This window comes from Pseudonocardia sp. TRM90224 (assembly GCF_021245725.1).
Classification (GTDB): domain Bacteria; phylum Actinomycetota; class Actinomycetes; order Mycobacteriales; family Pseudonocardiaceae; genus Pseudonocardia.
On sequence record NZ_JAJGSX010000014.1, the window covers coordinates 186,377 to 205,439 of the forward strand.

15 protein-coding genes are annotated in these 19,063 nt (G+C 70.6%); 5 read left to right on the forward strand and 10 right to left on the reverse strand.

Translation table 11 applies throughout. The features are described from left to right. The first annotated feature begins 6 nt into the window (after positions 1-6). Positions 7-2,187: a terpene synthase family protein gene (locus LL648_RS21010; RefSeq protein WP_232664334.1), complete on the forward strand. Its 2,181-nt coding sequence runs from the start codon at positions 7-9 to the stop codon at positions 2,185-2,187. A gap of 143 nt (positions 2,188-2,330) precedes the next feature. On the opposite strand, the gene LL648_RS21015 is transcribed toward LL648_RS21010, so the two are convergent. The 10 genes from LL648_RS21015 to LL648_RS21060 all read right to left on the reverse strand — a co-directional run bounded on the left by LL648_RS21015 (position 2,331) and on the right by LL648_RS21060 (position 12,384). Beyond that, on the reverse strand, positions 2,331-3,164 hold the full coding sequence (locus LL648_RS21015; RefSeq protein WP_232664335.1) for a polysaccharide deacetylase family protein: 834 nt from the start codon (positions 3,162-3,164) through the stop codon (positions 2,331-2,333). Then, positions 3,164-3,985 (reverse strand): hypothetical protein, encoded by an 822-nt coding sequence (locus LL648_RS21020; RefSeq protein ID WP_232664336.1) that lies wholly within the window; start codon positions 3,983-3,985, stop codon positions 3,164-3,166. Before LL648_RS21020 ends, LL648_RS21015 begins: the two co-directional genes overlap by 1 nt. Positions 3,986-4,071: 86 nt before the next feature. Continuing rightward, entirely contained in the window at positions 4,072-4,665 is a 594-nt protein-coding gene (locus LL648_RS21025; RefSeq protein WP_232664337.1) for an acyltransferase, read from the reverse strand. Continuing rightward, a complete protein-coding gene (locus LL648_RS21030) occupies positions 4,662-5,771 on the reverse strand; it encodes a DegT/DnrJ/EryC1/StrS family aminotransferase (protein ID WP_232664338.1) in 1,110 nt (369 codons plus the stop codon). Before LL648_RS21030 ends, LL648_RS21025 begins: the two co-directional genes overlap by 4 nt. Next, positions 5,768-6,904, reverse strand: a complete 1,137-nt coding sequence (locus LL648_RS21035; RefSeq protein ID WP_232664339.1) for a DegT/DnrJ/EryC1/StrS family aminotransferase — start codon at positions 6,902-6,904, stop codon at positions 5,768-5,770. The genes LL648_RS21030 and LL648_RS21035 overlap by 4 nt, the downstream gene beginning before the upstream one ends. After that, on the reverse strand, positions 6,901-7,920 hold the full coding sequence (locus tag LL648_RS21040) for an NAD-dependent epimerase/dehydratase family protein (RefSeq protein WP_232664340.1): 1,020 nt from the start codon (positions 7,918-7,920) through the stop codon (positions 6,901-6,903). Before LL648_RS21040 ends, LL648_RS21035 begins: the two co-directional genes overlap by 4 nt. After that, complete coding sequence (locus tag LL648_RS21045) at positions 7,917-9,011, reverse strand: Gfo/Idh/MocA family protein (RefSeq protein WP_232664341.1); 1,095 nt, start codon at positions 9,009-9,011, stop codon at positions 7,917-7,919. Before LL648_RS21045 ends, LL648_RS21040 begins: the two co-directional genes overlap by 4 nt. A 170-nt stretch (positions 9,012-9,181) precedes the next feature. Further along, entirely contained in the window at positions 9,182-10,132 is a 951-nt protein-coding gene (locus LL648_RS21050) for an NAD-dependent epimerase/dehydratase family protein (RefSeq protein ID WP_232664342.1), read from the reverse strand. A 13-nt stretch (positions 10,133-10,145) separates the two neighbouring features. Next, entirely contained in the window at positions 10,146-11,228 is a 1,083-nt protein-coding gene (locus LL648_RS45295) for a GNAT family N-acetyltransferase (protein ID WP_232664343.1), read from the reverse strand. A 1-nt stretch (position 11,229) separates the two neighbouring features. Next, the gene (locus LL648_RS21060; protein ID WP_232664344.1) at positions 11,230-12,384 is read right to left on the reverse strand and encodes a glycosyltransferase family 2 protein; all 1,155 of its coding nucleotides are present in this window, start codon (positions 12,382-12,384) and stop codon (positions 11,230-11,232) included. 651 nt (positions 12,385-13,035) lie between these two features. Here LL648_RS21060 and LL648_RS21065 point away from each other — a divergent pair. From LL648_RS21065 to LL648_RS21080, 4 genes are all read left to right on the forward strand, one after another. Beyond that, positions 13,036-14,814 carry a glycosyltransferase family 2 protein gene (locus tag LL648_RS21065; RefSeq protein WP_232664345.1) on the forward strand — a complete coding sequence of 593 codons (1,779 nt, stop codon included), beginning with the start codon at positions 13,036-13,038 and terminating at the stop codon, positions 14,812-14,814. Further along, positions 14,811-16,760 carry a kelch motif-containing protein gene (locus LL648_RS21070; protein ID WP_232664346.1) on the forward strand — a complete coding sequence of 650 codons (1,950 nt, stop codon included), beginning with the start codon at positions 14,811-14,813 and terminating at the stop codon, positions 16,758-16,760. Before LL648_RS21065 ends, LL648_RS21070 begins: the two co-directional genes overlap by 4 nt. Further along, the gene (locus LL648_RS21075) at positions 16,757-17,857 is read left to right on the forward strand and encodes a glycoside hydrolase family 6 protein (protein ID WP_232664347.1); all 1,101 of its coding nucleotides are present in this window, start codon (positions 16,757-16,759) and stop codon (positions 17,855-17,857) included. Before LL648_RS21070 ends, LL648_RS21075 begins: the two co-directional genes overlap by 4 nt. Before the next feature lie 86 nt (positions 17,858-17,943). Further along, on the forward strand, positions 17,944-18,975 hold the full coding sequence (locus LL648_RS21080; RefSeq protein ID WP_232664348.1) for a glycoside hydrolase family 6 protein: 1,032 nt from the start codon (positions 17,944-17,946) through the stop codon (positions 18,973-18,975). The last annotated feature ends 88 nt before the right edge of the window (positions 18,976-19,063 follow it).

Here is a 19,063-nt window from a genome sequence, read left to right on the forward strand (position 1 = left end):
ACCGCCGTGGAGGCGTTCACCCTGCCCGACTTCTACCTCTCGTACCCGGCGCGCCGAAATCCCCACCTCGAACAGGCCCGCGCGCACAGCATGGAGTGGGCGCGCGGCATGGGCATGCTCGACGCGCAGAAGCCCGGCGGCGGTCTCGTCTGGGAGGAGGTGGCGCTGGCCCGCATGGACTACGCGCTGCTGTGCGCGTACACCCATCCCGACTGCGACGCCACGATGCTCGACCTGATCACCGACTGGTACGTCTGGGTCTTCTTCTTCGACGACCACTTCCTCGAGGAGTTCAAGTACTCGCGGGACGTTGCGGGCGCGAAGGCCTACCTCGACCGCCTGGAGCTGTTCATGGGTGGGGAGGGGGAGGCGCCGGAGCCGACCAACCCCGCCGAGGCCGGGCTCGTCGACCTCTGGGGCCGCACCGCGCCGCACCGGTCGGGCGACTGGCAGCGCCGGTTCACCACCAGCACCCACAACCTGATGGTCGAGTCGATGTGGGAGCTGGACAACATCGAGATCGGCCGGATCGCAAACCCGATCGAGTACGTCCAGATGCGCAGGCGGGTCGGTGGCGCGCCGTGGTCGGCGAACCTCGTCGAGCACGCCGTCGACGCCGAGGTGCCCGCCGCGATCGCGGCCTCACGTCCGATGCGGGTGCTGTGCGACACGTTCGCCGATGCCGTGCACCTGCGCAACGACCTGTTCTCCTACCAGCGGGAGGTGCAGGAGGAAGGGGAGAACTCCAACGCCGTGCTCGTCTTCGAGCGGTTCTTCGACTGCTCGACGCAGGAGGCCGCCGACAAGGTCAACGACCTGCTGACCTCCCGCATGCTCCAGTTCGAGACGACGGCGCTGGTGGAGGTGCCGGACCTGCTGGTGAGCAACGCGATCCCGCCGGACGAGCAGCTCGGCGTCGGCGCGTACGTGAAGGGGCTGCAGGACTGGCAGTCGGGCGGGCACGAGTGGCACATGCGCTCCAGCCGGTACATGAACAAGGGCGCCCGCCGCGGCGCCACCACGGCCGGGCTGGGGATGTCGGCGTCGACGCTGTTCACCACGGGCCCGGGGCTGCGCCGCCGCGCCCACCAGCACACGCACATGCCGTTCACGTCGGTCGGGCACCTCCCGCTGCCCGAGCTGTACATGCCGTTCCCCGCCACCTGCTCCCCGCTGCTCGACGACGTGCGCAGGCACGGGCTGGAGTGGGCGCGACGGATGGGCTTCTTCGACTCGCTGCCGGGTGTCGAGGTGGCCGGGGTCTGGGACGAGCCGCGGTTCGTCGGGTTCGACTTCGCCTACTGCGCGTCGCACCTCAACGCGGACGCGAGCCTCGAACAGCTGGAGCTCTCCACCGACTGGCTCGCCTGGGGCACCTACGGCGACGACCTGTTCCCGCTGCTCTTCGGCAACTCCCGCAACGAGGCGGCGGCCCGCCTCTGCCACGAGCGGCTCCAGCTGTTCATGCCGCTCGACCTCGGGGCCACCCCGGAGCCGCTGACCCCGATCGAGCGGGGTCTCGCGGACCTCTGGGTGCGGACTGCCGAGCCGATGACGTCCGACGCCCGGCAGCGGTTCCGCACCGCCGTCGCCGACATGACCGGCAGCTGGCTGTGGGAGCTGGCCAACCAGACCCAGAACCGGGTGCCGGACCCAGTGGACTACATCGAGATGCGCCGCATGACGTTCGGCGCCGACCTCACCGCGAGCCTCGGCAAGCTCGCGCACGCGCATCTCGTGCCGTTGGAGCTCTACGAGACCAGGGTGCTGCGGGAGCTCGAGACCGCCGCGCAGGACTACGCGTGCTTCACCAACGACCTCTTCTCCTACCAGAAGGAGGTCGAGTTCGAGGGCGAGGTGCACAACCTGGTGCTGGTCGTCGAGAACTTCCTCGACGTCGACCGCATGACGGCCCGGGACATGGTCGCCGACCTCATGAAGGCCCGCATGGAGCAGTTCGAGCACATCCTCGCCGTCGACATGCCGGCCATGTTCGACGACCACGACCTCGCCGAGGAGGTGCGCGAGGCGCTCGTCGAGCGGGGCGAGGACCTCAAGTCGTGGATGTCGGGCATCCTCGCCTGGCACCACGGCTGCGACCGCTACAACGAGGTCGCGCTGCGCCGCTCGCGCGCCCCGTTCGCCCCCAGCGGCCTCGGGACCGCAGGGCTGCGCATCGGGGTCTGACCGAACTTCCCCACCGTTTTGCCTACCTACACACCCGAAAGGGCGTGCAGGTTGGCAAAACGGTGGGCAAGTTCCCCACCGTTTTGGGCACTTGCGCGCCGTACGGGCGCGCATCCACCCAAAACGGTGGGGAAGTTGGGGTGCTAGAACCACTCTTCCCAGCGGTCGAAGGCGCCGGCGAGGGCGGCGCGGAAGATGCGCTCGTCGTCGAACTTCGTGACGAACGTGCGTGCGACCGTGCCGGCGGGGCGGCGCTCGACCGACTGCGCGTAGACGGTGCGGTAGCCGGCCTGCGCTGCTGCGGCCTGCGCCTCGGCCGGCCAGTTGCCGGACTGGCCGAACGGGATCGCGAACTCCGTGGAGTCGATGCCGAGGTTGAGCCGCAGCGCCTCGCGCGACTCGGCGAGCTCGGCGACGATCTCGCCGGGGGAGAGCGTCGAGAAGTTCGGGTGGGTCACCGAGTGGCTCGCGATCGTGACGCCGTCGTCGGCCAGCTTCTCGATCTCGCGCCAGTCGAGGAAGTCGTCGTAGCCGTTGCGCCCGCGCCCGTCGGCGAACCCGCTGACGACGAACGCCGTCCACGGGATGTCGAGGCTCTTGAGCAGCGGCGCGACCGTGGTCAGGATGCTGCGGAACCCGTCGTCGAACGTCAGTGCGAGCCGCAGGTCGGCGGGGTCGTTCGAGCCCGACGGGCCTGCGACGGCGTCGTCGACCAGCTCCATCGCCGGCACGAACCGGTACCCGACGTTGCGCGCGTGCGCCAGCTGCTGCTCCAGGCGGCGCAACGTGATGTCGTTGATGCCCATCTCGGGCATGCCGACCGTGTGGTAGCAGAGGATCCGGCTCGTCGGCGCGGTGCGCCCGGCCGTCCGGGAGATCACCGTGCGCTCGCTGAGGGCACGGGCCTCCGCAACCTTGTCGCGAGCGGCGTCCGCACGCCACCGTACCGACTTGCGCGCTCTCTCGACGAAACTCATCACGCCACCTCCTTCACCCCGATGGCAAACGCGCCCCAACCGAGGCGCTCCATCCTCGCCGTATAACCCAGCCGCTCCAGCAGCGGTACGGCATCGTCGTACCGGGTCTGCACTTCGATCTTGATGCAGCGGACGTCGCGGGTCCACTCGCCGTGGCTCAGCAGCTCGTGCCACGCGCTCTCGATGTTGACCAGCAGGTAGTCGACCGGCTTGCCGCCGGCGAACCCGTCGAGCAGGCGCTGCGCGGCCACGGCCTCGATCACCTCGGTCGGCGTGCCCGGCTCCGCGGCCTCCGCGAGGTCGAACCCCCACGCGTCGTGCGTCCAGCTGACCGTCAGCGTCGCGTCCTCCCACCACACCGCGGCCTCGACGATCGTGCAGCGGTCGCCGAGCGGCGCGACGTTGGCGCGGGCGAGCACCGCGTTCTCCGCGTCGGGCTCGACGCCCAGCAGCCGGGCCGACGGGTAGCGCATGCCGAGGTCGGCGAGCGGGAGGCCGATGTTGGCGCCGAACACGGCGATCCGGCCGAGCGGTCCGTCGATCTCGGGCGGTGGGAGGTGCAGGCCTTCCTGGAACACCATGTCGAACGCGTTGCCGTCGCGCGAGCGCGGCCGCAGCCGCACCGGGTCGCCCTCCAGGTCCTTCACCCGCAGCGGCACCGCCGTCTGCGCGACCGGCTGTGCGAGATCGGGCCGGACCATCTCGACCCCGAGCTTGGCCATGCGAAGCCCGCTCGACGGGTCGGACGTCTGCCGCATCGAAGCGAGCCGCCGCCGAACCGCCGCGACGAACCGGCCGATCCGGGTGCGGAAAGATGCCATGACGACGGCCCGACTCCTTCGGTTGCCCTGCTGCCGCAGGCGCTCGTCGCGGCTGCGCCGGCCCTGGCTGGCTCTGGCTGGCCCTGTCAGTCTTTCGCGTCCTCGGCGCTGAGCATTACGCCGTCCGCCCCGTCACGGACATAGCGCTTTCCGCATTCCGTGCAGGTGAGCGACTCGTCGAGGCGGGCGCCGCAGCGGCACACCCACCCCTTCTGCACCGCGGGGTTGCCGGCGACGAACGCGTGCGCCGGCACGTCCTTCGTGACGACGGCGCCGGCACCGGCGAACGCGTACTCACCGATCTCGGTGCCGCAGACGACCACCACACCCGCGCCGAGCGACGCGCCGCGGCGCACCAGCGTCGGCAGCAGGTCCTCGGCGGCGAGCCGGTTGGCCGCCCGCGGGCGCATGTCGTTGGTGAACAGCACGTTCGGCCCGAGGAAGACCTCGTCCTCGCACGTCACACCGCGGAAGACGAGCGTGCCGTTCTTGACGGTCACTCGGTCGCCCAGCACCGCGCCGTCCTCGACGAACGCGCAGTCGCAGATGTTGCACTCGCGCCCGACCTTCGCGCCCGCCAACACGTGCGCGAACGCCCAGACGCGGGTGCCCTCGCCGACCTCGTCGCTCTCGCAGAGTCCCTGGGGATGCACACGCACCCCCGAGAGCGTGCCGGTCATCCCTGCACCGCGGCGACCAGCGACTCGACGACCCGCTGCTGCTGCGCCTCGGTGATCTCGGCGAACAGGGGCAGCGAGATGATCTCGCTGGTGATCCGCTCGGTGATCGGGAAGTCGCCGGCCTTGTGGCCGAGGTCCGCGAACGCTCCGGTCAGGTGCACCGGTGTCGGGTAGTGGATGCTGGCGCCGATGCCGTCGGCCTGCAGCTGCGCGAGCACGCGGTCGCGCTCGGCGACGCGCACCACGTAGAGGTGCCATACCGGCTCGTTGCCCGGCGCGACCACCGGCGGGACGACGCCTTCGACGTCCTTCAGCAGCGCGTCGTAGCGGTCGGCGGCGCGGCGGCGTGCGTCGTTCCAGCCGTCGAGCCGCTTCAGCTTCGCCGAGAGCACAACGGCCTGCAGCGCGTCGAGCCGGCTGTTGAAGCCCAGCACGGTGTGCTCGTACTTGCGCGGCGAACCGTGGTCGCGCAGCAGCCGCACTCTGGTGGCCAGCTCGGTGTCGTTCGTGAGCACACCACCGGCGTCGCCGTACGCACCGAGGTTCTTGCCGGGGTAGAAGCTGGTGGCGGCGATCCGCCCGAGCGCGCCCGCGGCGGCGTCCTTGCGGCGCGCGCCCTGCGACTGCGCGGCGTCCTCGACGATCGCGATCGACTCCGGCAGGTTCGCCTGCAGCTGCTCGATCTCCGCGGCCTGGCCGTAGAGGTGCACGGGCAGGATCGCGCGGGTGCGCGGCGTGACGGCGTCGGCCACCTTGTCGGTGTCGATCAGCGCGGTGTCCTCGACGCAGTCGACGAGCACCGGCGTGGCGCCGGCCCGTGCGATGGCCTCGACGGACGCGATGAACGTGTTGGCCTGGACGATCACCTCGTCGCCGGCGCCGATGTCCAGCGCGCGCAGCGCGAACTCGATCGCGTCGGTGCCGTTGCCGACCCCGATGCAGTGCTCGACGCCGATGTACTGCGCGTACTCGGCCTCGAACGCGGCGACCGCGGGTCCGCCGACGAAGGCGGTGCGGGCGAGGATGTCGGCCCAACCGGCCGCCACCTCGTCGGCCACCTGGCGGTGCTGCGCACCGAGGTCGACGAGCGGGATGTTCTGGCTCACGACGCTCCCTGTCGGATCGCCCCTGCGAGCGCCTCGACAACACGCTTCTGGTCGTCGGCGGTCAGCTCGTGGTGCAGCGGAAGGATGACGGTGCGGGCGGTGAGGTGCTCGGTCGCCGGCAGCTCGACATGGGGGTGGCCCGCGTAGGCGCCTTCGAGGTGCGACGCCATGATCCCGCGCCGCCCGGAGATGCCCTCCGCGGCGAGCGCGGCCAGCACATCGGCGGCCGACGGGGCCGACTCGGGCAGCTCCACCCAGTACGACTGGAAATTGCTCGTGCCGTATTCGGGATCGCGCACCGGGCGGACGTCGATCGGGGCAAGCATCTCGGCGTAGCGCTCGACGAGCTCGCGCCTGCGCGCCACCATCTCCGGCAGCTTGTGCAGCTGCACGAGCCCCATCGCGGCCTGCAGGTCGGTCATGCGGTAGTTGAACGCGGTCTCCGCGTAGCCCTCGAGCACGACCTTGCCGCTGGCGTGCCGGTCGGCGGCCGAGACGGTCATGCCGTGCTCACGCAGCCTGCGCAGCCGGGCTGCCCAGTCGGCGTCGTCGGTGGTGATCATCCCGCCCTCACCGGTGGTGAGCAGCTTGCGCGGGTGGAACGACCACGCGGCCAGCAGCGCGCCGGCGCCGACCGAGCGGCCCTGCAGCGTCGAGCCGGCGGCGCACGCGGCGTCCTCGACGACCGGGATCCCGCCGCAGACGGCGCGCAGCGCGTCGATGTCGGCGGGCTGGCCGCCCTGGTGCACGGCCAGCACGACCTTGGTGCGCGGGGTGATCACCGCGGCGACCGACGCGGGGTCGAGGTTGCCGGTCTGCCGGTCGACGTCGGCGAAGACCGGGGTCGCCCCGCAGTAGCGCACGGCGTTGGCCGTCGCGATGAACGAGAACGACGGCACGACGACCTCGTCGCCCGGCCGCACGTCGAGCAGGTAGAGGCACAGGTGCAGCCCGGTCGTGCACGACGAGACCGCGATACCGTGCTCGGCGCCGACGAACTGCGCGAACGCCTTCTCGAACTCGGCGACCCGGGGGCCTTGCGCGACCCAGCCGGAGCGGACGACGTCGGCGACCGCGGCCGCCTCCTCCTCGCCCAGCCACGGCCGCATCACGGGGATGGACATACCGCTCATGCCTTGGCCTCCGCCGATGCGCTCGTCCACCACTCGACGAGCCCGCGCAGGCCCGTCTTGAGGTCGATCTCCGGGCGCCAGCCGAGCTTCTCCTCGGCGTGGGAGATGTCGGCCAGCCTGCGGGTGACGCCGTTGACGGCGCGCGCGGGCCCGAACTCTGGCTTCAGGTCGGAGCCCATCACCGCGAGCAGGTCCTCGGCGAGCCCGGCGAGGCTCGTCTCGGTGGCGCTCGCGATGTTGAACACGTCGTCGGTGACGTCGGCCTGCGCGGCCAGCACGTTCGCCCGCGCGATGTCGTGGACGTGCACGAAGTCCATCGTCTGCTGGCCGTCGCCGAAGATCAGCGGGGCCTCGCCGCGGCCGATGCGCTCCATCCAGCGGATGAGCACCTCGGTGTAGACGCCGTGGGTGTCCATGCGCGGGCCGTACACGTTGAAGTAGCGCAGCGCCACGTAGTCGAGGTCCTGCATCGCCTTGAAGCTGCGCAGCATGCCCTCGTTGAACGCCTTCGCGGCGCCGTAGAACGTGTCGTTGTTGTAGGGGTGGTGCCGCTCGGTCGTCGGGAACGACTCGGCGAGGCCGTACACCGAGGCCGACGACGACGCGACGACCTTGCCGACACCGGCCGCCGACGCCGCCTCGATCACGTTGAACGTGCCGTCGACCAGCGACTCCAGCGCGAGCCGCGGCTGCTCGGCGCACTGCGTGATGCGCAGCGCCGCGAGGTGGAACACGACGTCGACGCCCTCGGTGAGCGACTCGACGAGCTTGCGGTCGTTGATGTCGCCCTCGACGATCGCGAGCTTGTCGCCGGCCGCGGCCTGCGCCGCGGCGAGGTTCTCCCGGCGGCCGCGCGCGAAGTTGTCGATGACGGTGATCTCGGCGGCGCCGGCATCGACGAGCTGGTCGACCAGCGCCGACCCGATCGTCCCCGCGCCGCCGGTGACCAGGATGCGCTGGCCGTCGATCGGCTGTGCAGTTGTCAGTGCCGATGGTTCGCTCGCACGCTCGCTCACGCGATCACTCCGTTGCTCCCGGCCGAAAGGTGTGCCGGCTGGTCGACGTCGCGGATCGGGACGAACGCCCCGCCGCTGCTCAGGCTCGTGGACGCGGCTTCGAGCATCGCGAGCACGCGCAGGCCCGACCAGCCGTCGGTCAGCGGCGCGCGCTTCTCGTTGATCGCCGCCACGAACTCGGCCATCACCCCGCGCAGCGCCTCGTTGTTCGGCATGGCGGGCGCCACCATGTCGCCGTTGCGGTAGGAGACGATCGTCGCGGCCCGGTCGTCGAGGTCGAGGGTCTCCGCGGAGATGCCGACGCCGCTGTCGTAGACGGCCAGCTTCTGGTTCATCGAGAGGTCGTCCCAGACGACCATCCGCTGCGAGCCACCGATGATCATGTTGCGGATCTTGGTAGGGGACAGCCAGTTCACGTGCACGTGCGCGAGCACGCCGTTCGAGAGCTTGAGCGTGAGGTACGCGACGCACGCGCGGCCGGCGCCGACCGGGTCGGAGCCCTGCGCGGCGACCTCCACAGCCGTGACGCCGGGCGGCAGGATGTTCTCGAAGATCGACAGGTCGTGCGGCGCGAGGTCCCACAGCACGTCGACGTCGCGCTGGACGATCCCGAGGTTGATCCGCACCGAGTCGAGGTACTGCAGCTCGCCGAGCTCACCGCCGTGGATCATCTGGCGCAGCTGCTGGACGGCGTTCGTGTAGCAGAACGTGTGGTCGATCATCAGCACCTGGCCGAGCCGGTCGGCCGTCTCGACGAGCGCGCGGCCCTCGTCGTACGTCGGCGCGAGCGGCTTCTCGACCAGCACGTGCTTGCCGGCCTCCAGCGCCGCCATGGCGACCGCGTAGTGCGAGGCGGCCGGCGTCGCGATCGCGACGGCGTCGACTGCTGGGTCGGCGAGCACCTCGTCGACCGAGGTGGCGACCTGGACCGTCGAGTACTCGCCGAGCACCTTCGCGGCGCGGGCAGCGTCGAGGTCGCAGAGGTACCGCAGCTGGAGCTCGGGGGTCGCCTGCGCGTTCCGGACCAGGTTCGGACCCCAGTACCCCGCGCCGATCACCGCGACGCCGAGGCGTGGAGGTGCGGATGTCACAGTCGTCCTCTCTGCAGTCGATTGATGCGCAGTGAGCACGCGACCACGGTGTTCGCGGGCGGCGCGCTGCACGCGATCGTGCACGCCGGGCCCTCCCGGGCACTGGCACGGCCTCCACTATGGCATTGCGCCACGTAGCGCCGGCACGGCCCCACGGGCCGCCGGGGCGGTCAGCGGATCGAGCGGACCCACTCCATCGTGCGCGCCGTGCCCGTCGCGAGATCGGTCGCGGGCGGCAGGTCGAGCTCGGAACGCACGCGGCTCACGTCGAGGCAGCTGCGCTGCAGCTCACCGGGCCGCGCCGGCGCGAACTCCGGGTCCTGCCCTGCCGCGCCGCCGCTGACCTGCGCCGACAGCGCCCTGAACAGCTCGATGACGCTGACCTCGGTGCCGGTGCCGACGTTGTAGGTGTCGTGCTGGAGGTGCTCGGCGGTCGCCGCGGCGACGTTCGCGGCCGCGACGTCGTCGACGTAGACGTAGTCGCGGGTCTGCGTGCCGTCGCCGAAGATCATGGGGCGGCGCCCGGCGAGCAGCTCGTCGCAGAAGATCGCGATGACGCCGGCGTCACCGCGCGGATCCTGCCGCGGACCGTAGACGTTGCCATAGCGGAGCGTGACGACGTCCAGGCCACGGGCCCGGCGGAACCAGCGCGCGTACCGCTCGACCGTGAGCTTGCTGACACCGTAGGCCGACTCCGGGTCGGCCGGCACGGTCTCCGGGGTCGGCACGACGTCGGTGACGCCGTAGATCGCACCGCCCGTCGAGGTGTTCACCACCCGGCGCGCGCCCGCGGTGTGCGCCGCGGCGAAGACGTTGACCGAGCCGGTGACGTTGATGTCGGCGTCGCGCGCCGGGTCGACCATCGACGCGCGCACGTCGATCTGGGCGGCGAGGTGGAACACGACCTCGGGGCGGAAGTCGCGCATCTCCTTCTCGACGGCCGAGCCATCGCGGATGTCGAGCTCGACGAGCGTGGCGCCCGCGCTCATCGCCGCCGTCAGGTTGGAGCGCGACCCCCTGCTGAGGTCGTCGAGCACCAGCACTTCGGCGCCACCACCGACCAGCCTGTCGACGACCGTAGATCCGATGAAGCCTGCACCGCCGGTGACCACTGCTCGCACGGTCGAAGCGTAGTCACCTCGACATCCTGCGTTTCAGCGCGTCCCTCCCGGCCGTGCCCACGTGCTTGGCCGCCGCAGCGGTGAGCCGGGCGACCTCCAGGCCCTTCGACGCCAGCATCGCCGAGCGACCGGCAGCCGAGGGCGGGTAGGCGAGCACGTGGTCGATCTCGTGCACCTGGTCGGTCCACTGCAACTTGTACTGCTCGGCCGAGCCGAGCAGCTCGTACGAGCGCAGCCCGAGGTCGAACGCCCGCTCGATCATGTCGTGGCGCAGGATCAGCCCCGGCGCCAGCTTGCGGTGCGCCGGGTCGAAGCCGGTCTTGAGGAAGTAGTGCACGCCGTCCTGCTCCAGCGCGAGGTCGGCGGCGATGCCGACCCCGTCGAGCCGCATCAGCGCGAGGCGCAGGATCCCCTGCTCCGCCGCCCACCCGGCGAGGTCGGTGTAGAAGCGGGTGGTGTCGGGCCGCGAGAGGATCGCCGTCCCGTTCTCCGACTTCCAGCCCAACGCCTCGATGCGGAAGGCCTCGGCGAGCAGCTCCGGCAGGTTCTCGGAGCCGTCGTGCACGGTCAGCTCCAGCGTGCCGGCGCGCGCCAGCTTGTCGCGGCGCTTCTGCAACTGCCGCAGCCAGCGCTGGTCGCGGTGCTTCAGGTAGTCGTCGAACGGCCGGTCGACGGGGATGAAGGGTGAGCGCTGCAGGGGGGAGCGGTGCGCGCGGAACCCGCGGTCCCGGGCGAGCGCGACCACCTGCTGCGCGTCGTCGTCGACGAGGTTGCCGAGCTCGACCGACCAGAGCCCGCCGCGCAGCGCCTTGTCGACGACGTCGGTCCAGGCCTGCTCGTCCTCGGCGACCGGCCCGAACACGAACGTGTGCCAGTTGGTGAGGCCGGCCAGCCGACCCCGGCTGCGGGCCACGGGAAGCACGCCGACCAACCGCCCGGCCCGGCGGACCCGGAGCACCTCCGGCCGGCCCGAGCCGAACGCCGTCCACCACGCCTTGAACCAGCCGGGCCGGTGGAACGGGGTGGCCGACACCCGCGTGGCGAGCTCGTCCCATTCCGCCGCAAATCGAGCATCTCCGGAGTACGCCTCGGGCACCTCAGACCCCTGCTCGATCGAGCCGGCGCCGGCGCCACACCTGTCGCAACCGGCGTGCGGCTGCCGTCAGCACCAGCGGGCTCAGCATCGCCGACGCCTTCTGGCCGAGCGTTGTGCGCACCCGCAGCGCGTGCCACTCCGGCAGCTTGTTCAGCTGGGCCGCGCCGCCGACCGTCTCGCTCGCGAACTCGACGAGCAGCCGCGCCGCGCGCTCGTCGTACCGGCCCTTGTCGTAGGAGCGCGACACCCGCAGCAGCGCGTCGCCGGCCAGCCTGCGCCGCACCTTGCGCTCCAGCCGCTCGGCGTCGCGCAGCCGACCGGCCGACTTGCGCACGAGCGTCGTGTAGGCCAGCAGCCGCATCCGCAGGTCGCCGACGCCGCCGTCGCGATCCTCGTACGCAACCGACATGTTCGACGCGTGTCCACGGACGTAGGCCTGGTCAGCGTGGGCGATGAAGCCGACCTTCCCGTACAGCGCGAGCCGCATCCACACCTCGAGGTCGCTGGTGTGCAGCAGCTCGGGGTCGTACCCGCCGGCCTGCTTCTGCACGGACGTGCGCACGATGGCGGCCGGGGAGGAGACCGGGTTGACGCCGAGCGCGAACCGGCGCCGCAGCCACTCCTGACCGGAGTAGATCTTCCATTCCGCGCCCGCGGTGCGGGCGGGCGGCAGCGGCAGGCTGCCGTCCCAGTCCAGGGCGTTGCCGTAGACGAAGGCGACGTCGGGATCGGCTTCCATCAGCGCCGTCGCCCTGCGCAGCGCGCCGGGCGGGAGTGCGTCGTCGGCGGAGAGCAGCATCGTGTAGTCGGCGGCGGCCCACTCCATGACGCCTTCGTTGAAGGTGGCGATGTGGCCGCGGTTCTGCTCGTGCACGCTCACCGTGACCCGGTCGTCCGCGGCGGCCAGCTCGGCCGCGACGTCGGCGCTCCCGTCGCCGGAGGCGTCGTCGATCACCAGCACCCGGACGGTGACACCTTCCTGGTCGAGCACGCTGCGCACGGCCGTCGGCAGCATCTCGCCGTACCGGTAGCACGGCACGGCGACGTCGACGGTCGGGCCAGGGTTCGGCCCGGAGTCGGTCGGCCCGGAGTCGGTCGGCCCAGAGTCGGTCGGCCCAGAGTCGGTCGGCCCTTGCTCGGGCCTGACGTTCGGCAAAGACAACGGTCCTCCGCAGATTTCCAACCCGTCATGTCCGCCCCCGAACACGTGACCACCCATCGGCTTGCTCGAGGAGTCCTCTGCTCAGCTGCAGGATGATGACGTGCTGGCTGCCCGCTGGAGTACAGCGGCATCGCCCGGTCGGGGTAACGGTAGCGCGACCCCGCAGTTACGGCCTGTTCAGGTGAGCGGCCGGCCGTCCCCTCGGTCAGGTCGGCGCCCGGGCTCGATCTGGGCAGCGTTCGACAGGCTGTTGCAACCTACTGGCGTCTCGGACGTCTTGAAGGGTGTGGGGACGGACCGGCAGGGGACCGGAGGCGGGCCAAGGGGGGCCGTCACCGGAGTCGCGTCCGATGTGTTGCAGGTCTCCATCGGGGGAATGTGCCCTGCTCGTGGAGCGGATTTCAGCAATAGGGGTACCAGCTTCCGGTTGAATTCGGTAACAGGCTCCGAGGGCCTGCCGATCGACTGGTAGAGGGCTGGTGCGCCACCCGTCGAACTCGACGGATCGCTCCCCGGTCGGCGCTGACCGTCCTCCGCATTGCAAGGACGTCAAGGCATAGGGGTGGAAAGGTGTTCAAGAGATCCATGGATCTGGTCGCCGGGGGAAGCGGCGCGACCGGGTCACGGGGGGCGGATCGCGGTGCCGTGGCACCGTCGCGAAAGGACTTCACCCGGCTCGCCGGGCGGATCACTGAGCCGCCGGAGGGTCCCTACCAGGTGCAATACCGGCGGGTCGACGCGGATGGCGGCAAGTCGGCCGTCCTGCGCACCCTGCTGGTCGTCCTGATCAACGTTGCGATCGAGGTCGTGTTCGTCGTCTGGCTGTTCCTGCCGGCGCACCGTCCCGAGTTCGACGAGTTCACGCCGGTCACGAATGCGGCGAATATCTTCGTGATCGTTTCGGTGGCACTCGTCGAAGGTCTTCGACTGGTCAACGTCTTTTCTCTGTCGCTGGCATCGCTGATCGCCCGGGATCCGATCCCGGTGCGCCCGGACCCGAGCATGCGGGTGGCTTTCATCACAACGATCGTTCCTGGTAAGGAGCCGATCGAGATGGTGCGGGCGACGCTGCGCGCCGCCCGGCGGATCCGCTACCCGGGGCGCCTCGACGTCTGGTTGCTCGACGAGGGCGACGACCCGCAGGTGAAGGCGATGTGCCAGGCCGAGGGTGTGCGGCACTTCAGCCGGAAGGGCATCCAGGAGTACAACCAGCCGAAGGGCGCCTTCAAGGCCAAGACCAAGCACGGCAACTACAACGCCTGGATCGACAAGCACGGCTACCGCTACGACGTCTTCATGTCGGTGGACCCCGATCACGTGCCGGTCCCCGAATACGCGGAGCGCATGCTCGGCTACTTCCGCGACCCCGACGTGGCCTACGTCGTGGGCCCGCAGTGCTACGCGAACGTCGACAACTTCGTCACCAAGGCGGCCGAGTCGCAGCAGTTCCCGTTCCACTCGGTGATCCAGCGCGCCGCGAACGCCTACGGCGCCGCGATGCTCGTCGGCACCAACAACGCGGTGCGGATCGACGCGCTGAGCGTCATCGGCGGCCTGCGCGACTCGATCACCGAGGACATGGCGACCGGCCTCGCGCTGCACTCCCGGCGCAATCCGGCGACCGGCGGCCGCTGGCACTCGGTCTACACGCCCGACGTCGTGGCCGTCGGTGAGGGCCCGTCGTCGTGGGGCGACTACTTCGGTCAGCAGCTGCGCTGGTCGCGCGGCACGTTCGAGCTGCTCTCGGGCGCGTTCTGGCGGCGCCAGCACCGCCTCGGCGGCCTGCGCCCGCTGCACTACCTGCTCATCACGGCGTTCTACCCGTCGATGGCGCTGGGCTGGATCCTCGGCGCGGTCAACGCGGTGATCTACCTGACGCTCGGCGCCTCGGGCATCGTGGTGCCGCCGGAGCTGTGGCTGGCGCTCTACATCGACGCGACGCTCTTCCAGCTGTGGGTCTACGTGCGCAACCGCCGCTTCAACGTGAGCCCGTTCGAGGAGGAGGGCTCGCCGGGCCTGCGCGGGATGCTGATGTCGGTGCTCACCGCGCCGATCTACGCCTCCGGCCTCATCGCCACGCTGCTGCGCCGGCCCGCCCGGTTCGTCGTGACGCCCAAGGCCGTGGCCAGCAGCACCGACGGGATCTGGACGTTCTCCAGGCACCTGCTGTGGGCCGCGATCCTCGGCGGTGCCATCATCGCGGCGTTCGTTCAGGGCTACGCGAACGTCGACGTGCTCATGTGGCCCTCGCTCGCGCTGTTGATCGCGTTGATGCCCGCGATGCTGTGCTGGCTCGACAGGCCGAGCGCCGGCGCCACCGGCGCGCAGCCGGTCCTGGCGCCGGTCCAGCAGGGCCGCAGCACCGGCAGTGCAGTCGGTGTGATGGTCGACGGGCCGACGGAGAGAATGAAAGCGGTGGCATGAGGAAGCTGATCAAGGCGGCCGTACGGGGCATGCGCAAGCGGCGCAAGGCGATCGCCCTGATCGGCCTTCCCGCCATCCTGCTGGCGGTCAACGTGCCGCCCGCGATCGCCTTCGTGAAGCAGATCCAGCACCAGATGCTGATCAACAGCCCGGAGTACCAGTCGCAGTACGGGCGCTGGGACGTGATCGAGCTCCCGGAGGACCTCCAGGTCAACGCGATCCACGCCGCGATGCTGCCGACCGGGAAGCTGCTGCTGATCGCGGGCTCCGGCAACGACCAGAAGATGTTCGACGCCGGCACGTTCAAGTCGCTCGTCTACGACCCGGTCACCGGGTCGAGCCACATCGTGCCGACCCCCGCCGACATGTTCTGCTCCGGCCACACGTTCCTGCCCGACGGCAAGCTGCTCGTTGCGGGCGGGACGCAGCGCTACGAGCTGCTCCCGCCGAACGTCAAGAAGGCGGCCGGCGCGATGGTCGTCAAGAACGAGTTCCCGGATGCCGGGCGCACGTTCGAGAAGGGCACGGAGTTCGTCTCGCCGGAGGGCCGCAAGTACCAGGCGACCAACGCGTTCACGCTGCCGCCCGCCGAGAAGAAGATCGCGCGCAACGGCACGGCGACGGTCACGGCGAGCCAGACGACGGTCTGGGTCGAGTCGGAGCTCGAGGGCCCCGCGTATTCGACGGAGACGCAGGCCCAGTACTCGATCAACGGGCTGGCTGGCGCCGACGCGAAGAACTTCTACGGGCTCGCGCAGAAGATCAACCTGGACAAGCAGGACTTCCAGGGCATCGCCGACACCTACGAGTTCGACCCGTTCACCGAGCAGTACGTCAAGGTCGGCGACATGGTCCACAAGCGGTGGTACCCGTCGCTGGTGGCGCTGCCGGAGGGTGTGCTGTCGGTCTCCGGCCTCGACGGCACCGGGCAGATCCTGCCCGGCCAGAACGAGATCTACGACCCCGTGAAGAAGGTCTGGACCGAGCGGCCCGACCTCTACCAGTACTTCCCGACCTACCCGGCGCTGCTGCAGACCGCGAAGAAGGACGTCCTGTTCTACTCCGGGTCCAACGCGGGATACGGGCCCGCCGACAAGGGGCGCATCCCGGGGTTCTGGAACCTGAACGGCAACACGTTCCAGCCGGTGACGGGCCTGCGCGACCCGGAGCTGATGGAGACCAGCGGCACGGCGTTCGCCGGTCCCGTCCAGAACCAGAAGGTGATCGTCGTCGGCGGCGGTGGCGTCGGCGAGTCGCCGCTGTCCACCGCGCGCATCGACGTCATCGACCTCAAGGCGGCCAAGCCCGAGTACAAGCCGGGCCCGAACCTGCCGGCACCCACGCGCTACCCGAACGTCGTGCAGCTGCCCGACGACTCCCTGCTGATCAGCAACGGCTCGCGCAACTACCGCGGCCGCGGGGGCAGCCACAACCTGCTGGCGAGCCTGTACCACCCGGACACGAACACGCTCACCCAGGCGGCCGACCCCACCGTCGGGCGGGACTACCACTCCGAGGGGATCCTGCTGCCGAACGGCCAGGTCATGACCATGGGTGGGAACGCGCTGTTCCGCGACCCGCAGGACCTCAAGCCCGCGCAGTTCGAGAAGCGGCTGGAGATCTTCACCCCGCCGTACCTCTTCAACGGACCGCAGCCGGTGGTCTCCGAGGCGCCGACGGAGGCTAAGCTCGGTTCGAAGATCACGGTCAGCAGCCCGCAGGCGGCCGACATCAAGAAGGCCCGGCTGATCCGTCCAGGGGCCGCGACCCACGTCACGGACCTCGACGCGCGCACCGTCGCGCTCGACATCGCCAACGGCGGCGCAGGCAAGCTGCAACTGTCCATCCCGGCCGAGGAGGCGCTCGTGCCACCGGGGTACTACATGCTCTTCTTGGTCGACGCCCAAGGCCGGCCGTCGGTCGCGCATTGGATACTGGTCCGGTGATCCCGACCCGACATCGCCCGGGGCGGGATCCGGAATCCGATCCGGAGCCCGCCCCCCGCAGGCCGGGTGCCGTGCTCGTCGGGGCCGTCGTCGGCGCGGTCGTCGTGGCCGCCGTCGCGATCTTCGCGTTCGGCGGGCCGATGCCCCAGGAGACCGGCGGCGGCGGGGGCGAGGCGCCGTTCCAGGTGAAGCCGCTGCCCTCCGCATCGGGCTACTACGTCGACCCGGCGTCACCCGCGGCCCGGCAGCAGGCCGAGTGGGCCGCGCAGGGCCGCACGGCCGACGCCGAGCGGATGGGCCAGCTGGCCAAGCAGCCGATCGCGCAATGGGCCACGGCGAAGACGGGCGAGGTCGGCGCGCAGATCGCCGATTACGTGGCCAAGGCGCGCGCCGTCGGGCAGAAACCGCTGGTCGTTGCCTATCACATCCCCGACCGCGACTGCGCCCAGTACTCGGCCGGCGGCTCGGAGAACGGCGCGGACTACAAGGCGTGGATCAGGGAGCTCGCAGGTGCGCTGGGCGGCCACGAGGCGACCGTCGTGCTCGAACCGGACGCCGTCCCGCACGAGCTGCTGGGCTGCGCCTCGGCCGGGAACACCGCCGCGGAACGCGACGAGCTGCTCTCCGACGCGGTGCGGGTGCTCAAGGGCGCCGGGCCGGTCAAGGTCTACGTCGATGCCGGCAACCCCGGCTTCATCACCAACGTCCGCGACCTCGCCGGTGCGCTCAAGCGCAGCGGGATCAACGACGCCGACGGCTTCAGCCTGAACGTCGCCAACTACTACGCGACCGACGAGGTCATCAGGTACGGCAAGCAGCTGTCGGCCGCGCTCGGTGGCACCCACTTCGTCATCGACACCAGCCGCAACGGCAACGGGCGCGACGGCCGCAACACCATCAACGGCGGGCCGGGCTGGTGCAACCCGCCGGGCCGCTCGATCGGGCAGGTCCCGTCGACCGACACCGGTGATCCGGTCGTCGACGCCTACCTGTGGATCAAACGGGTTGGTGAGTCGGACGGCGAGTGCAACCGCGGCGAGCCCGCGGCCGGGCAGTGGTGGCCGGACTACGCGCTCGGACTGGTCCCGAACGATTAGGGCCTATAAGCGTGGCGGCATATGTCGATTTGCGACCAAGAGGGGTGGGGGAATCTTCGGTGAACCGGTACTGCAAGACTCGTGACGTGTCCCGCCGACCCACCTCGTCGATCATCGCGAGGCGCATTTCGCCGCTGCTGGCCGGCGCGCTGCTCGTCGTCGCCGCTGGTTGCACGACTGCGCCGCCGACCGTCACCAACCCACCTGCCTCGACCGGGACGGTCCAGCCGTCGACCGGTCTCTACGTCGAACCCGACGCCCCCGCGGCCCGCCAGGCCACCCAGTGGGAATCGGAAGGACGCACCGCCGACGCGGAGAAGATGCGCAAGATGGCGGCCGAGCCGATCGCGCATTGGTTGACGAAACCCACCGGACACATCGGTGCGGACGTCGCTGATTACGTCGGCAAGGCGAAAGCCGCCGGCGCCCGCCCGCTGCTGGTCGCCTACCACATCCCCAACCGCGACTGCGGCAGCTTCTCCGGCGGTGGCGCCGACGACGCCGACGACTACCGCGCCTGGATCCGGGAGGTCGCGGAGAACCTCGGCGACTCGCGCGCCATGATCGTCGTGGAGCCCGACGCCGTCCCGCACGAGCTCGGCGAGTGCGTCGACGAGGAGGGCGAGCGCTCCGGCCTCCTCTCCGACGCCGTCGAGGTGCTGAAGGGTGCGGGCGCGACCGTCTACCTCGACGCCGGCAACCCCGGGTTCATCCCGGACGTCGGCGCGCTGGCCGGCGCGTTGAAGAACAGCGGCGTGGGCAAGGCCGACGGCTTCAGCCTCAACGTCGCGAACTTCTACCCCACCGACACGATCCTCGAGTACGGCCGCAACCTCTCCAACGCGCTCGGCGGCACGCACTTCGTCGTCGACACCGGCCGCAACGGCAACGGGCGCGCCGAGGGCCACGAGGTCGACGGCGGCCCGGCGTGGTGCAACCCGCCCGGCCGCGCGCTGGGCCAGGCCCCCACGACCGACACCGGCGAGCCCCTCGCCGACGCCTTCCTCTGGATCAAGCGGGTCGGCGAGTCGGACGGCTCCTGCCGCCCGGGCGAGCCCGACGCCGGCAAGTGGTGGCCCGAGTACGCCCTCGGGCTCGCGGAGCGGGCGAAGAGCTAGCGCGGACGGGTCTCGATTCCCGGGGCGCCCTGGGGAGGGCAGGAAAGCCACTTTCCTGCCCTGTGAGGGCCGGAAAGTGGCTTTCCTG